At 73.7% G+C, this 14,912-nt stretch carries 11 protein-coding genes and 1 pseudogene; 2 read left to right on the top strand and 10 right to left on the bottom strand.

The window, feature by feature from the left end; genetic code table 11:
• Positions 1-63: 63 nt before the first annotated feature.
• The 3 genes and pseudogenes from AC6EXY_RS03490 to AC6EXY_RS03480 form a co-directional block, all read right to left on the bottom strand.
• Positions 64-1,014: a type II secretion system F family protein gene (locus AC6EXY_RS03490; RefSeq protein WP_101833485.1), complete on the bottom strand. Its 951-nt coding sequence runs from the start codon at positions 1,012-1,014 to the stop codon at positions 64-66.
• A gap of 284 nt (positions 1,015-1,298) precedes the next feature.
• Positions 1,299-2,153: pseudogene (locus tag AC6EXY_RS03485) on the bottom strand (type II secretion system F family protein); the annotation flags it as partial.
• Positions 2,153-3,448 carry a TadA family conjugal transfer-associated ATPase gene (locus AC6EXY_RS03480; RefSeq protein ID WP_243407867.1) on the bottom strand — a complete coding sequence of 432 codons (1,296 nt, stop codon included), beginning with the start codon at positions 3,446-3,448 and terminating at the stop codon, positions 2,153-2,155. The gene AC6EXY_RS03480 and the pseudogene AC6EXY_RS03485, both read right to left, overlap by 1 nt.
• A 620-nt stretch (positions 3,449-4,068) precedes the next feature.
• On the opposite strand from AC6EXY_RS03480, the gene AC6EXY_RS03475 reads away from it, so the two are divergent.
• Positions 4,069-5,760 carry a PAS domain-containing protein gene (locus tag AC6EXY_RS03475; RefSeq protein ID WP_499816670.1) on the top strand — a complete coding sequence of 564 codons (1,692 nt, stop codon included), beginning with the start codon at positions 4,069-4,071 and terminating at the stop codon, positions 5,758-5,760.
• Positions 5,761-5,842: 82 nt separating this feature from the next.
• Here the strand turns inward: AC6EXY_RS03475 and AC6EXY_RS03470 are convergent, their stop codons facing one another.
• The 6 genes from AC6EXY_RS03470 to AC6EXY_RS03445 all read right to left on the bottom strand — a co-directional run bounded on the left by AC6EXY_RS03470 (position 5,843) and on the right by AC6EXY_RS03445 (position 13,461).
• Entirely contained in the window at positions 5,843-7,924 is a 2,082-nt protein-coding gene (locus AC6EXY_RS03470; protein ID WP_499816669.1) for a helix-hairpin-helix domain-containing protein, read from the bottom strand.
• 389 nt (positions 7,925-8,313) lie between these two features.
• On the bottom strand, positions 8,314-8,808 hold the full coding sequence (locus tag AC6EXY_RS03465; protein ID WP_101833489.1) for a DUF6912 family protein: 495 nt from the start codon (positions 8,806-8,808) through the stop codon (positions 8,314-8,316).
• Between the two features lie 131 nt (positions 8,809-8,939).
• A complete protein-coding gene (locus AC6EXY_RS03460; RefSeq protein WP_101833490.1) occupies positions 8,940-10,085 on the bottom strand; it encodes a patatin-like phospholipase family protein in 1,146 nt (381 codons plus the stop codon).
• 228 nt (positions 10,086-10,313) lie between these two features.
• Positions 10,314-10,814: a transcriptional regulator gene (locus AC6EXY_RS03455; protein ID WP_101833491.1), complete on the bottom strand. Its 501-nt coding sequence runs from the start codon at positions 10,812-10,814 to the stop codon at positions 10,314-10,316.
• A gap of 530 nt (positions 10,815-11,344) precedes the next feature.
• Positions 11,345-12,682 carry a CpaE/TadZ family protein gene (locus AC6EXY_RS03450; protein WP_101833492.1) on the bottom strand — a complete coding sequence of 446 codons (1,338 nt, stop codon included), beginning with the start codon at positions 12,680-12,682 and terminating at the stop codon, positions 11,345-11,347.
• Positions 12,679-13,461 carry an SAF domain-containing protein gene (locus AC6EXY_RS03445; RefSeq protein ID WP_499816668.1) on the bottom strand — a complete coding sequence of 261 codons (783 nt, stop codon included), beginning with the start codon at positions 13,459-13,461 and terminating at the stop codon, positions 12,679-12,681. The genes AC6EXY_RS03450 and AC6EXY_RS03445 overlap by 4 nt, the downstream gene beginning before the upstream one ends.
• Positions 13,462-13,925: 464 nt before the next feature.
• Here AC6EXY_RS03445 and AC6EXY_RS03440 point away from each other — a divergent pair, with 464 nt between their 5' ends.
• A complete protein-coding gene (locus AC6EXY_RS03440) occupies positions 13,926-14,162 on the top strand; it encodes a helix-turn-helix domain-containing protein (protein ID WP_101833587.1) in 237 nt (78 codons plus the stop codon).
• Between the two features lie 61 nt (positions 14,163-14,223).
• Here AC6EXY_RS03440 and AC6EXY_RS03435 read toward each other — a convergent pair whose 3' ends face one another.
• Positions 14,224-14,793, bottom strand: coding sequence for a hypothetical protein (locus tag AC6EXY_RS03435; RefSeq protein WP_101833586.1), 570 nt, complete (start codon positions 14,791-14,793; stop codon positions 14,224-14,226).
• Positions 14,794-14,912 lie beyond the last annotated feature (119 nt).

Genomic DNA, 14,912 nt, shown 5'->3' with positions numbered 1-14,912 from the left:
GGTCCGGCCCCGCAGGCCAGACCCGGGCGGGTGGCCCACCACCGCGTCTCGTTCCTGGCGCGCTCACTGGGCGATCACCGTGAAGCTCACCAGGGCGGGATAGAACGCGAAGATCACCGTGGTCGGCAGCACCAGGAACACGACCGGGATCATCATCGCGATCTCCTTGCGGCCACCGGCCTCCAGCAGCTGCCGCTTGCCGGCCTCGCGGACGTCCATCGCCTGGGCGCGCAGGATGTCGGCCAGCGGGGTGCCGCGCTCGATCGCGACGGCCATGCCGTCGACGAACCGGGTCAGCGGCGCGAGGGCCGTGCGCGCGGCGATGCCCTCCAGCGCCTGCACGAGCGTGGCACCGGCGCGGGCGTCGGCGAGCGCCAGGCGCAGCTCGCGGCCCAGCTCGCCATGGGTGAGCCGGCCGACCCGCTCCAGGGCGCCGATGGCCGACTCGCCGGCCGTCACCGCCAGCGCCAACAGCTCGGCGATCGTGGGGAACTCCAGCAGCATCTGGTCCTCGCGCTCGGCGATGGCCCGGGTGAGCCAGTAGTCGCGGGCGACGACACCGCCGGCGGCACCGGCGACGATGAGCGCCACGCTGACGAGCGCGGGCGGCCCGATGCCGAGCAGCGCGCGCAGGGCCAGCAGGAACGCGCCGAGCAGCGCGCCGCACACCGCGGCGATGACCTGCTGGACGCGGAACTCGTCGATGCTGGTGCGCCCGCCCGCCTGGGTGAGACGGCGCTGCAGGGCCGCCCGGCCGCCGAGGAACCGGTCCAGCCGCGCGGCGACATCCGCCAGCAGCGGCCGCAGGAGCGCCTCGACGGCGGCGAAGCCTGGCCGGGCGCTGCTGCGCGGTCGGTCGGCGAGCAGCCGCGACGGACGCGGCGTGTCCCGCAGGTAGGGATCGACGCGGTCGGCGAGCTGGATGCGCCGGGCCCGCGGCGACCGGTAGACGATGACGACCAGCCCGATCCCCACCAGCAGACCGAGCAGCGCCCCGGCGGCGACCATGGTCACGACCGCACCCCCGCTCCCCCGAAGCCGGGATCGTCATCATCCGGATCGCCGAATCCGCCGGACCCGCCGAATCCACCGGACCCGCCGAATCCACCAAGTCCGCCGGGTCCGCCCGCCCAGCCCCCGGTGTCGCTGCCGGGGCCGCCGCCGAAACCACCACCGGGCATCCGGGGTCCGCCGCCGGGGCCGAGCCTCGGCCGGGCGCCGGGCGGGTCCGCGGGGGGAGCGCCGCCGACGGTCGCCGCGACCGGCTCTGCGTCCGGTACCGCGGCCGCGGTACCGCCGCGCAGCACCCGGCCTTCCTCCGGCAGCCGGCCGATCCGCCGCATCAGGACGTAGGCCAGCGCCGACACGCCACCGCCGATCGCCAGCACCAGCACGCCGGTCGGGCTGTCGTAGGCCCGCACGTTCTGGCCGCGGGTGGCGAGCAGCAGCAGCACGATCCAGGGAGCCGCCAGCGCCAGGCGGGCGGCGTTGACCGTCCAGCCCTGCCGGGTCTCCAGCTCCGCGCGGGTGCGGGCGTCCTCGCGCAGGAAGGTCGACAGGGTGCGCAGCAGCCGGCCGAGGTCGGTGCCGCCGACCTCGCGGGCCATCCGCAGCGACTCGATGATGCGGTCGGCGACCGGGTCGGCGAGCTCGTCGGCGAGGCGGTCCAGGCAGGTCGAGAACGACCCGGTGGCGCTGTAGTCCTCACCGAAGCGGGTGAAGGCGGGGCGCAGCTGCACCGGCCCGCGCACCCCGACCGCGGCGAGGCCCTCGGGCAGCGACATGCCGGCCCGCACGGCGCTGGCGAGGTTGTCCACGACGTCGGGCCACAGCTCCCGCAGGTCGTGCATGCGGGCGTGCCGGCGGCGGACGATCAGTGTCCGCGGCAGCAGGGCCGCGAACAGCGCGAAGGCACCGGCCAGGGAGATCGTTCCGGTCAGCGCGAGCACGACGAGCCCGACCAGGACGCCGAGCGCGGCGCTGATCGCGACGAACTGCCGCGGGTTCAGGCCGCGGATGCCAGCCTGGGCGAGCAGCTCGGCGGTGGCCGTCTCCCAGCGCATGACGGTCGGGCCGGCCGAGGCGCGGGGACGGCCGCTGGTGACGATGAGGAACAGGCCGAGCCCGAACAGCAGGCCGAGGAAGATTCCCATCAGTGCTCCACCGCGATCTCGGGCCAGCCGCCGGCGGGCCGCCGGTGTGCCTGCCCGTGGGGATGGTCGTGGTCGCCCTGGGCCAACAGGGTGGGCAGGTCGTAGCCGGCGCGGGCGAAGCGGTCGGCGTGCGGCGGATAGCCGTCCGCGCGCACCAGGCCCTCCGCCCGGGTGCGGTAGATCTGGGCGATCTCGACGATGTCGCCCTCGGCCCGGCCGGGCAGGGCGACGATCTCGGTGACCCGGCGCCGGCCGGAGACGTCCTTGGCGAGGTGGACGACGAGGTCGACGCTGGCGGCGACGGTCGGCACGACGAACGCGTGGCTGACGTTCTCACCGGCGAGCAGCGGCAGCGTGCACAGCTTGGTCACGGCCTCGCGGGCCGAGTTGGCGTGCAGGCTGCACATCCCGGGCAGGCCGGAGTTCAGGGCGATGAGCAGGTCGAGCGCCTCCTCCTGACGCACCTCGCCGACGAGCAGGCGGTCCGGGCGCATCCGCAGCGCCTCCTTGACCAGCCGGCGCAGCCGGATCTCGCCGCTGCCCTCCAGGTTGGCCTGGCGGGTCTGCATCGCGACCCAGTCGGGGGCGCGCAGCTTGAGCTCGAAGACCTCCTCGCAGGAGATCACCCGCTCGCGCGCCGGGATCGCCGAGCCGAGGCAGTTGAGCAGCGTCGTCTTGCCCGCCTGGGTGCCGCCGGCGACGATGACGTTCAGACCGGCCACCACCGCGGCCTCGAGGAACGCGGCGGCGGCGGCGGTGATCGTGCCGAGCCCGATGAGCTCGTCAAGGCTGCCCGCGCTCAGCACGAACTTGCGGATGTTGATCGACCAGTGCACCCGGGTGACGTCCGGGATGACCACGTGCAGCCGGGAGCCGTCGGGGAGCATCGCGTCGACGAACGGCGTCGACAGGTCGACCCGGCGGCCGGACGATTTGAGCATCCGCTCGACCAGATCCTGCACCTGGTCGGCGGTCAGAATCGTCGTCGTGAGTTCGCTGCGGCCGGCGCGGGCGACGAATACCCGGCCCGGCTCATTGATCCAGATCTCCTCGATGGACGGGTCGTCGAGATGGCGCTGCAACGGGCCGAACCCCGCGACCGCGTCGTAGACCAGGCGGGCCGTGACATCCCGGTCCACCACGGGCGGAAGGTCGCTGACGAGAACACGTTCCTCGTAGTCCGCGAGCACCTCGAGAACAAGCTGGCGCACCTGCGCGGGATCGCGCACGGGATCGAGGGAACGCCGCCGGACGAGCTCTCGGACCTCGTCCTCGACGAACGATGTGGCGTCCATCCACCCGCCGCGTGCCACCGCCACGAAACCGCTGCTCCTCCGGCTCCGCTTCTTCCTTCGCCCGGATAATTGCTACGAAGCGTAGAAAGAAGGTCACTCCAAATCAAGCCCCGACGATCGGGGCGGACGCAACAACGTTCGCACAACCTCCCATCGCCCGTCGGGCCGGGTAGGACACAGCCAGGTCACGGTGTGCACAGCGTCCCACCTTGACCACCCGATGCGTCACTCTCCGCAACTATCGTCCCGCGTGCGGAGCGAGACAGGGGCATCACGGGGCGCACATGCCGGTCGCGACCAGCCGTGTACCGACCGCCCTGGAAACGCCCGCGCGATTTCGGCCTCGAATCGTCGTCGAGGCGATAACCTCGCTGCGGTCCCTAACCCGCGCGACCGTCTTGCCACAACCGCCTGCCAGGTCGACCGGTGGTGCCTCCCCCCACCCCGCCGATCCCACCCGGTGAGCGGCCGACACCTGCCTCGGGGGTCTCTTCCGTGTCCGGTCAGCCATCGATAGCTGGGCTCGCCCGCTGCCCGCGAGTAGCCTGTCCGTCCGCTCCGGCGGCGCTGCCCGGGGCCCGGCGGGGATGTGGACCGCGCGGCCCGAAAGGGGCGGCCCGATGAGCGGAAATCGGGATTCGCAACCGTCAGACATGTTCGACACGACCGCCTGGAAAATGTTCTGGCGAATTGTCGAGAACTGCCCGGTGGCGATATTCGCGACCGATGCGGTCGGCCGGCATCTCTTTGTGAACCAGCCGTGGTCCGAACTGACCGGACTCCCCCGCGACGAGGCCGTCGGCCACGGGCTGGAGCAGATCGTCCACCCTGACGACCTCGCCACCGTCAGCGACCACTGGCGACGCCTGATCACACACGGCGACGGCTTCTCACTCCGGATCCGGCTCATCGCGCCCGGCCGGCCGGCCCCGCCCGCGATCATGCAGGCGGTGGAGACGTCCGCCGGCGACGGTCGTCGACGCATCGTCGGTACCCTCACCCCGGCCTCGCCTCCCGTGCCCGAGGGCGACAGGCTCGCCGGCGACCTCCTCGACACCGATCTGCTCGGCGACGACCGTCTCGGCGACGACCCGCTCGAGCACGATGTCCTCGGCCGGATCGCCTTCACCGAGGATGCCTTCACCGAGGATGCGTTCAGCGAGGATGCGTTCAGCCAGGATCTGTTCCGCCCGGACATATTCCGCCCGGACATGTTCGGCTCGGAGCTGTTCGGCCAGGAGATCCTCGGCCGGGACGCGCTCGGACCGCAGGCACCCGGACCGCAGGCACCCGGACCGTGGGCGGGCCGGGCGGACGGCATCCTGCCCAGCGGCCCGGACCGGTACGGCATCTTCGACGGGCTCAGCGGCCACGACCCGTTCGACGAGGCCGCCCAGGCCCTCGGCGCGTCCGGCGCCGCCGACGACGACGACCAGCCTGATCATCAGGTGGACGGCCCGCGTCAGACCGGCGACCGCCCGGCGCATCGCCGCCATCCGTCCGGGTCAGGACGGGTCCCGCCGCCGGGCTCCGCCCACCCTTCCGGCACCGGCCGACGCGACACGACAAGAGAGCCCCCGTCCGGGCCACCGGCACGATCGCCCGACCAGGGCGGCTCCTCGGCCGGCGAGCCACGCTGGACGGTTCCCCGGCCGCGCCGCCCCGTCCCCGGTGAGCCGACTCCCGGCCGCGCGGGCGGGGCGAACGCCGCGGAGGAGCGTGCGCCGTCCTATCCCCGCGGGGCGCTGCCCCCGGGCGCGGAGTGGCGCGCCGCCGTCGTGCTGCACCGGAATGAGGAGGCCGACGTGCGCCCGACGGTACCCACCGAGCTCCTCCGGCCCCACGATGACGGGGACTGTGGCTGCATGTTGGCCGAGATGCGCCGGATCGAGGAGGCCTGTCGTGATCGGGAACGCTGGCTGACGACGCTGCTCGCCGAGCTGACGACCGCGGTGCTCATAGCCGACCGGGACGGTGCCGTCGTCGCCGTCAACCAGCTGTACTGCGATCTGTTCGACCTGGCGGAGTCACCGGTCGACCTGGTCGGTACCGACTGTCGCCGGCACCTGCGTCCCCGCGCGGGCCTGGTCGACGACCCGTCCGGGTTCGCCGCCCGGCTGGACACGCTGCTGCGGCGGCGGCGGACGCTGCGCCGCGAGGCGGTGATGTTCGCCGACGGCCGGGTGCTCGAGCGCAGCCACATCGCGCTGACCTCCGCCGACGGATATCGGGGCCACCTGTGGCTCTACTGCGACGTCACCGACCGCAGGATCCTCGAAGCCGAGATCGAGGGTCTGATCTCCGGGCTCTGAGCGTGCGCCTCCCGCACGCGTGGTCGGCGACTGCCCGCGGGCACCGGACCGGACCGCGCCGCCGCCCGCGCGTCACGACCGACTAGTACACCCCGCCGTAGTGGCGGGCCTGCAGGTCCTGGGCCTGGCCGACCCAGTCGTCGGAGAGGATGCGGTCCCCGAAACCGTCGAGCATGCGGGCCAGCCGGGCCACGTCCGTGTCACCCATCTCGGCGAGCTGCCCGAAGGTCGTGATGCCCAGCGACCGCAGCCGCGCCTCGATCACCGGGCCGACACCGACGATCTCCTTCAGGTTGTCCCCGGCGGTGGTACCGGCGTCCAGCAGTCCGTTCCAGCGAGGCGACGGCTCCATGACGACCCGGCCGCCCGCCGCCTGCTCGCCGGTCGCCCCGGCGCGGACCCCCACCGCCAGCGCGGCGCCCACTCTCGACGACGCGCCGGCCACCGCCGGCGGCCGCTCCTTCGTGGTCACCGCCGGCCGCGCCAGTCTCGTGGTGACGTCGCCGACCATCGCCTCCCGGGGGCCCTCCAGGAGCGGGTGGCGCCCGAAGCCCGCGTCCGCGATCCCGCCGTCCCCGCGGTCCGCGATCCCATGCCCGGGTTCGGCGGCGCCAGCGGGCTCGGCCCCACCGTCGGGTCCGCCCGCGCGGACGCCCCCGGTGCCGGGCTCCGCGCCCGCACCGAGCGCCCAGCCGGACCCGGAGGCAGGCGCGGGCGTGGGAGTGGAGCCAGGGGCCGGCTCGGCGCCGACGACATCCGCGTCGTCGCCGGGACGGGCCGGCGCGGCCGCCCGGGCGATCCCCGCCGCCCGCGCGGTGGCCACGGCCCGGGCGGAGCCAACGATCTTGGCGTACTCGACGGCCGCGCTGTTCTCGACGTCGGCGGCCGTGTCCTGACCGGCGCCCGGCTCCAGCTCCGACTCGGACTTCGCGATCCGGTTGAGCAGGCTGATCCGCTCGGCGGCCCACTCGGCCTGGTGCCGGTCGAGACGGGTGGTCATGGTGGCGACCTGACGCTGGGCGTCCTCCGCCTCGGTGCGGGACATCGCCAGCCGGGAGGAGAACTTGGCCGCCCGCCCCTCCGCCTCGGCGAGCTGACGGCGCAACGCCTCCGCCGTGCGTACCAGGTCCGCGACATCCGGTCCGGTCTGCGCGTCGATCGAGGGGACGGCCCGGGCGCCCCGGCTCGGGCGGGGGGCCGTCGCCTGTTCCACCCGGGAACGCAACGCCGACTCGATCTCCTCCACCCGGGCGCTCGCGGTCGCGGCGTGCCGCTCGGCGTCGAAGATCCGCTGCTCGGCCTCGGCGGCGCGCTGCTCGGCGACGGCGAGACGGGCCGTCAGGTCCGCCTTCTCCAGCGCGGAGTCGTCGCGCTGCCGGTGCAGCAGGGAGACCAGCTCCGCCACCGGCTCACCGGGCGCGCGGACCGGCACCGGGATCGGGATCGGCCCGGTGGTGGCCAGCTCCGCGCCGACCGGAACGCTGGCGGCGACCACGCTCTCGGCCAGGTCCGCACCGGCATAGCCGGCCGGATCGGCGGCCTCGCCCCCATCAGCGGCGCCAACCCGATCAGCGGCGTCGACCTGATCGGGAGCGTCGACCTGATCGGGAGCGTCGACCTGATCGGGAGCATCGACCTGATCGGGAGCATCGGCCCTGGCCGCGGCGACGACCTCGTCCCGATCGGCGTCCCCCGCGTCGGCCTCGACCGCCGCGACGACCTCGACCGCCGCGACGACCTCGACCGCCGCGACGACCTCGTCCCGATCGGCGTCGCCCGCGTCGGCCTCGTCCCGATCGGCGTCCGCCGCGTCGGGCTCGACCGCGGCGACGACCCGACCGGCGTCCGCCGCGGGGTGTTCCACGTCGGCATGCTCCGCCTCGGCGGGCTCGACGGCGGGTCCGGCACCCACCCGGCTGCCGGCGCCGTCCCCGAGATCGGACCTAACGGCGTCCCGGGCCGCCGGCTCGCCCTCGCCCTCGTCCGGCGGCGCCGGGAGGGGGGCGAGCTCCGGTTCGTCGTCGGCGTGGGGAGGCACCTGGCCCGCTCGTGCCTCCCGCACCTGCCGGCGCAGCGGGGCGATCAGGAACACCCACGCCAGCGCGGCGCCGATGACCATCGCCACCAGCACGTATGCCAGGATCTGCCCGGCGAGGTACAGCATGGGCTGCCAGCCTCCTTACCGCGGTGGGCCGTTCGAGATCCACGCCCGCCCGTCCGTCCGGGGGCGGCATCTCGGTACGAAGGATGTGGAAGAACGAGCCATCGGCACCGTCCGGGCACAGTCCCGGGCGGCGCCTCACGGCTACCTACGCATTATTCGCAACAGCGAACATCGGGCGTAACCCGGGGAGGGACAACCGTTGTCCGTCCGTCCCGTCGCGCGTGGAGAAATCGGGAGACGGACACGCCGGGCGACGACCGACACCACCGGAGCGGAACCGGACAGCCACCGCGGACGCGGTGCGATATCAACATTCCATACTGGATCACCACCGGTCCAGGGGAAAAAACCCACGGGACCGTCAACGGGTGTGGTCCGTGTCATAACGGTCAGAGCAGGTCGGGTAGCTCCTGGGGGGCGAACCAGAGCAGCTCGAAGCCCTCGACGCTGTCCACCGTGAAGGCGGCGTCGTCGCCACCGAGATCGGCCTCGACGATCTGGTCGGCCGCCGCGTGGACGGCGGCGAGCACGTCGGCGTCGTCACCGTCGTCGACGTGGATCGCCTCGACGCTCGTCCACGGCACCGGGAAGTCGACCTCGACGACGCCGCGCCCCAGATCGTCGCGCACCCGCACCTCACCGTCGGCCAGTTCGGCCACGAACACCAGCCGCCGCCGGGGCGCCGCCGGGTCCGCGTCCAGCAGCCGCAGGCTCGCCCGCGCCGCGTCGTGCAGCACCGCGTATTCCAGCTCCTCCTCGGACTCCGACTGGGCGTACCACTCCCGCAACGCGGGGGTCACCGCGAAACCCGTGCCGGCCGGCACCTGCCCGGACTCCCAGACCGATCGCGCGGCGGTGAGCGTGGAGGGCAGGTAGATGCGCACGGCATCAGTCTCCCAAGTGCACGCCGGTCGCGTTCGACGAGGGTCCGGCTCCGACCACGGCGCGCCGCCGGGGCGCGTGCCGACCGCTGGTGGGGTCGGCACGGGCCCGGGTCGCACGCTCGCTCGCGGACTCAACCGGCCAGGTCGAGCCCGACCGAGCGGCCCGTCCGCCCGGTGGACGTCGCGCCTGCCGGGCCGGCGTCGCCGTCCGCCCCAGGGCCAGCCCCGGCTCCGGACCTGGTCCGAGCGCCACCCGCGTCGACGCCGCTCGCCGGCTGCCCGGTCCGGCTCGGCGACGGCCGGGTCCGGGGACGCGACCGCGCGCCCGCCCGCAGCGCCGTGACCGTGGTGCGCAGGCTGGTCTCGAACACCTCCGCCCGACGGGTCAGATCCATCAGGTTCCCGCCCATGACCTCGAGGTCCTCCGGGCCGGGGCAGAGGACGGTGACCCGGGCGCCGGCCGCCTCGACCTCGGCGACCTCGCGCAGCAGCCGACGCGTCGCGGCGCGGCGCACCTGGCGCTCGACGCGGGCGACGGCCCCCCGAGGCCGGTCCGAGGCCAACGAGCAGGCCGGCGCCACCACGATGATCTCGTCGAGCCCAGCGGCGGCGGCCAGATCGACCGACGCCGGCGAACGGGTGCCGCCGTCGACGAACCGCGCTCCGTCCGCCTCGATCGGGGCGTACCAGCCGGGGATCGCGCAGGAGGCCATCACGGCATCGGGCAGCGACATCCGCGGCGCGTCGGGCGCTCCGAACAGCACCCGGTGTCCGGTGTCGAAGTTCATCGCCACCACGCGCAGGTCGCCGGGCGCCGGCCAGCCCGACCGGTCCAGGCCCGCGCGCTCCATCGCGGCCGCGACCAGGTCGCCCACCGCGGAGATCTTGCCCCGGCCCTGCGGCAGGATCGCCGCCAGCGTGACCATCGGCGACGCGTGCCGCGGATGCAGGGCGCTCGCGGTGAGCAGCCGCGGTGAGCCCATCCGCATGCGCGGCCGGGGCGGCAGGGAGGCACCGAGATCCCGATAGTCGAGGACGGGGTCGCCGGCCTCGTAGATCCCGCGTTCCGAGTTGGCCATCACCTCGACACCGACACCGAGGCGCAGCAGCGACGCCACCACGGCGCCGGCGGACGTGCCGACCACCACGTCGCTGCTGGCCAGGTCGCGGCCGGTCTCGCTCTCGATCGCACGCAGCGCGCCGATCATCCAGGCGGAGCCGAGGACTCCACCGGCACCGAGGACCAGGCCACGACGCACTGCCCGCCTTCTGGACATCGTCCACCTCCCGGCACAACGACCGGATGGTGCAGTCCCCTGCGCGGGGGCAGCTGCCGCCCCGGTCCGCCCGCTGTCATGTGGGCCACCCGGTCGCACCTGGCCCGGTCGAGCCCGAGGCGGGACCTCGCCGCCCGAACTCGACCGGGGATGGGCCAGTCGCAGTCCACGGTCCGCGTTGACCGTACGTCGCCTGCGGCGCGAGACGCGCCCGGACGGGCCACCGGACTACTCCGGCGGTTCCTCGCTTTCCTCGGCGAAACTCGTCTCCAGCACGCCCCAGTTCCGCAGCCGCTCGGCGAACTCCTGCGGTGTGGTGTCGTGCAGCAGGGCGAGGGCGCGCACGTCGCCGTCGCGGATCGACAGGACGCGCCCCGCGTAGTCGTCGCGCTGGCGCTGGATCTGCGCCACCCAGCGGCGCACCAGCGCGGACGAGTCGGGCGGGGCCTCGCTGAGCTTCTCCAGGTTGAGCACCGTGCGCGGACGGCGCTCCCGCGGCGGCAGCTGATCCTCACTGGGCAACAGCGCGGACACCGGAACCCCGTAGAAGCCAGCGAGCTCGGAGAGCTGATGCACACTGATCATGCGGTCACCGCGCTCGTAGGAGCCGACCGCGGCGGTCTTCCACCGACCGCGCGACTTCTGCTCCACTCCCTGCAGCGACAGGCCCTGCTGTATCCGAATCGCTCGCAGGCGGGCGCCCACCGCCTTCGCGTACTCCCGGCTCACCCGACACACCCCCAGCCGTCTCGCCCGAGCATCCCCCTGCCGTCCAGATCGCGGGTCGCGATCGCGGCCACGATCCGACAGGCACTCCTGGGCATGCCCACACTAACGTAACGTTGCCGAAAGGGAACGGACACACAAACACACCACATGTCACTCTCTGCGGTGTGCGAGCGCCGCCACCCGGCCTTCCACTTCCCAGCGCGTCGGATCAATGACGGCAATGGCCTGATCGCATCCGATGGAAAGCGATTGGTAAGATCTCCTTCACTTCCCAGCCGAGACCGTTCCACACAGCGATGCCCACGAATCGCTCGCTGTAACCGTGACCGCTACCCGGGCGCCACAGGACGGACACGAATTGTCACGGTTATGCCGTAGGCGTAACCGTGAGTTGCCATTGCACCTGCCGCGCCTCGGCATCTCACACACGAAGAGTGAGAGTGTGGCGTAGGCGGCTGCGCGGCACGGCCGGACGCCGCCGGCATGGGCGCCGCGGCCCTCGGCCGTCCGTCCCCTGCCCGGAGCCGGGATCAGCGGGTCTGTCGGCGGAAGGCGCCCCGGCGGCGGGGAGCCGCCGGGCGACCGGCGAGCCGCCCGGCGAGCTCCCGGATGGCCAGCCGGGCCGGTGAGGTCGGTGCGATGTCCCGCAGTAGCTGGCCGGCGACCTGGGCGGCGTCCAGCCCGGCGAGGTCGTAGGGCACCAGCGCGACCGGCTCCGTCCCGGTGTGGCGCAGGATCGCGCGGCTCACCTCGCGGGACGGGTCGCCGCCGACCACTGATGCCCGCAGCCGGTTGACCACCACCAGCGGGTCCGCCGCCGGCACCGCCTCCCGCAGATCCGCAAGGCCTCGGACAAACCGAACCAGCCCCACCGGCTCGGCCGAGGCGACGGCGAGCACCACGTCCGCCGCCTCCAGGACCGCGAGCGTCGCCCCGTTGCGCCGCGGCGCCGCAGTGTCGAAGGACAGCTCCTCGTCCGTCTCCAGACAGAAGCCGCAGTCCACGACGACGAACGTCGCCAGTCGCCGGGCCAGCGAGAGCACCGTCTCGATGGAGGCCGGCCGCAGCTCCGGCCAGCGGGAGGGCCGGGAGATCCCCGGCAGCACCCGCAGCCCGTCACCGAGGTCACGGCAGAGCATCGCGAGCCGGGGAACGTCGAGCAGGCCCTGATTGGCGGACCGCGCCGCGGCGGCCAGGCCCGGCGCCTCCTCCAGCAGGCCGACGAGCTGGCCGACCGCGCCACCGTAGGAGTCCGCGTCCACCAGCAGCGTGGCGGCGCCGAGCGCGGCGATCTCGGCGGCGAGGCACAGCGCGAGCGTGGTGCGCCCCGGCGCGCCCGCCGGGCCCCAGACCGCGACCACCCGGCCGCTGCCGGCCTCGGCCACGCCCATCGGGTCGGCGCCGGCACCGACCGGGGCGAGCTGGCCGAACCCGGGCAGCGCCTCGCTGTACGAGCCGGTGAACGCGCCGGTGCCCCAGGTGGCGGCGGGCACGGCGTTCGATACCAGGGCCCGGGACGCCTCGACCACCGCGCCGGCGACGACCTCCGCGGTGGCGTCCGCCGGGATAACCGCCGCGACGCCGAGCTGACGCAGCCGGCGATCGGCATCCTCGTCGCCCGGGGCGATCAGACCGACGACCGCGATGCCGGCCATCGCGAGCCTGGTCAGCGCGTCGCGGTCGAGGCGGCGCAGGTCGGCCGACAGCAGCGCGGCCCGCGCCGCGCCGGTCGTCGCCGCCGCCAGCAGGTCCGGCAGGTCGACACACCGGCGGACCACGGTGACACCGAGATCACGTCGGTCGAAGGCCGACACCAGGCCGGCCTCGACGTCCGAGTCGGTCACCGCGGTCAGGATCGGCAGGCTCACCGGCCGTACCCCGCCACGGCGGTCGGCCCGGTCGCGCCGACACCACCACGGGAGTCCCGCTCGAGCTTCACGACGTCGACGCGCTCACTCTGCGACGCCGCCACCGCCTGGATCGCGCTGTCGACCGGGACCCGCAACGTCAGCGAACGGTCCCCGCTGGCGAGCTTCTCCAGGCTGACGAACTCGACGTCGTGCAGCACCAGGGACTCCCCGCCTGCGCCCGCGGCCGGGGCGGGCTGGTTCTGACCGCCGCCCTGGGTGGCGCCGGTCGTGCCGCCGGAATCCTGCGCGGCCCCACCGGGCTGGAAGACGTAGACGTCCACGTGGTCGCCGGGCTCCAGCTCGGGCAGCCGGCCCGCCTTGACGATGACGGGCACCAGCCGGGTGGCCTGCGTGTTGCGCCCGGCGAAGTCGGCGCCGCTGACCAGCTCGCCGGCGTTGACGGGCCGCGCGAGGGTCGCCCCGGTGAGATCACGCAGCCGGGCGCCCGGGTAGTAGCGGTCGGCGGTGCCCGCGTCGAGGCGGGCAAGCACGGTGCTCAGGTCGCCATCGACGATGACGTGACCGGCCGGCAGGTCGCCGCGGGCCACCACCCACTGGCGCGTCGAGTCCGCCGACGCGAACAGCCGCGCGCCCACGACCACCGAGACGAGCACGAGCAGCACGCCGATGAGCAGCCGCGAGTCGCGCCATCGTCGCCGGGTGAGCCGGCGGGCGGGCGGGGACCCCGGGGGCGGGGACGCCTCGGGACGGACCGGCGCCGCGGCGAGCTCGGTCACCGGGTGACCTCCCTTGATCTTCCTGGCGGGCCGTCGGGTGCGGGTACACACCTTCCGGTCGCAGAGCGTACGTGGTCGAAGGCTCCGAACCCAGTCATACCGGCAAGCGCATCGCCGCGAAAACGGCACAATCGACGGCCGGCCGCGACCGACCATCGCACACCGCAACAATCCGGGTCATCTGAGCACACCAGTTGGACGCTTACCTCGCCCCCGGCGATGTGCGCCCGCGGCAACCTCGACCCGTCTGTCCTGCTACCGGGACCACGCCGCCGAACCGGCCGACGCGAGCAGGCCCGGTCGGCGATGGATCCGGGAAAGAACCGAACCGGTCAGGGGCGAGCAAGGGCTTTCGATCGCGTCCGCGCGCAGTTATCCACAACCTGAGGCATCTGGAGGCGATGAACCGTGGAATCTCTGATACACACGAGAGGAGAGACACCCGCCCTCAGTAGGAGGACCCGATGAACGACCGCTTCCTTCAGCTGAGCGACGTGGCGGACATCCTGAACATCTCCTCCAGCCAGACCTACGCGCTGGTGCGCTCCGGCGAGCTGCCCGCCATCAAGATCGGTGGCCGAGGGCAGTGGCGCGTCGAGCGCACCGAGCTGGAGGCGTACATCCAGCGTGCCTACGAGCAGACCAGGGCGTTCGTCGCCGCCAATCCGATGAGCCGGGGCGAGGCCGTCCCGGAGGACTGAGCCCACCGCCATCCCGCGCCAGACCGTGCCGAGCCATCCCGTCCGGAGCGGAGCCGGCCGCTCAGGGGATCCGGCGGACGTACGCGATCGCGTCGAGCGGGAGCGTCCATCCGGAGCGGATCCGCCCGCGCCGGGCGAACTCGCCGACGGCGTGCTCGGCCACCTCCAGGAAGTCCGCGCCCACCCGCACCGGGGTTCCATGCAGGCCGTCGCCGTCCACCAGCCGCAGCGTGCAGGCCGATCGGTCCCGCACCAGGCCCCGCAGCACGTAGCGCAGGTCGAGCTTGGCGGCCAGCGGCCCCTCGTGCCCAGGCTGGGCGGACACCACCGGCAGGTTCTCGACCGCGAGCAGCGAGCGCATCGGCACCAGCGCCTCCGTCGCACCGGCCTCGGCCAGCAGGAACCAGTCCACACCGAGTGCGGCGAGGGTGCCGTGCAGCGTCTCCGGTGCCCGATGGCCGCCGAGGACCCGGCAGCGGGTCCGGTGCCCGACGACCGGGCGCATCCGATCAATCATCCGCAGGTAGGAGGCCTCCCTGCGGCTGCGGTCGGCGAGTTCGGCCGCGAGCTCGGCCGCCTCCTCCGCCTCCCACTGCAGCTCCAGGTCGGCGAACAGGTCCTCCCACCGCATCAGGTCTCCTCCCGGCTGGGTACGTTCCGCGGCGCGCCGATCGACCCGTTCACTCACGGACGACGCAAGCGGGATTGACAGTGGGGCTCAAGAGGTTTACACAACCAAACATAGGCAAA

The organism is Frankia sp. RB5 (assembly GCF_059816245.1).
This window is presented reverse-complemented; position numbering and strand designations above follow the sequence as displayed.

What these genes read in the sequence shown, in the direction of transcription:
- AC6EXY_RS03475 (WP_499816670.1), top strand. Translation starts at nt 4,069, where the DNA reads ATGAGCGGAAATCGGGATTCGCAACCGTCAGACATGTTCGACACGACC.
- AC6EXY_RS03440 (WP_101833587.1), top strand. Translation starts at nt 13,926, where the DNA reads ATGAACGACCGCTTCCTTCAGCTGAGCGACGTGGCGGACATCCTGAAC.
- AC6EXY_RS03470 (WP_499816669.1), bottom strand. Translation starts at nt 7,924, where the DNA reads ATGCTGTACCTCGCCGGGCAGATCCTGGCATACGTGCTGGTGGCGATG.
- AC6EXY_RS03480 (WP_243407867.1), bottom strand. Translation starts at nt 3,448, where the DNA reads ATGGACGCCACATCGTTCGTCGAGGACGAGGTCCGAGAGCTCGTCCGG.
- AC6EXY_RS03435 (WP_101833586.1), bottom strand. Translation starts at nt 14,793, where the DNA reads ATGCGGTGGGAGGACCTGTTCGCCGACCTGGAGCTGCAGTGGGAGGCG.
- AC6EXY_RS03460 (WP_101833490.1), bottom strand. Translation starts at nt 10,085, where the DNA reads ATGTCCAGAAGGCGGGCAGTGCGTCGTGGCCTGGTCCTCGGTGCCGGT.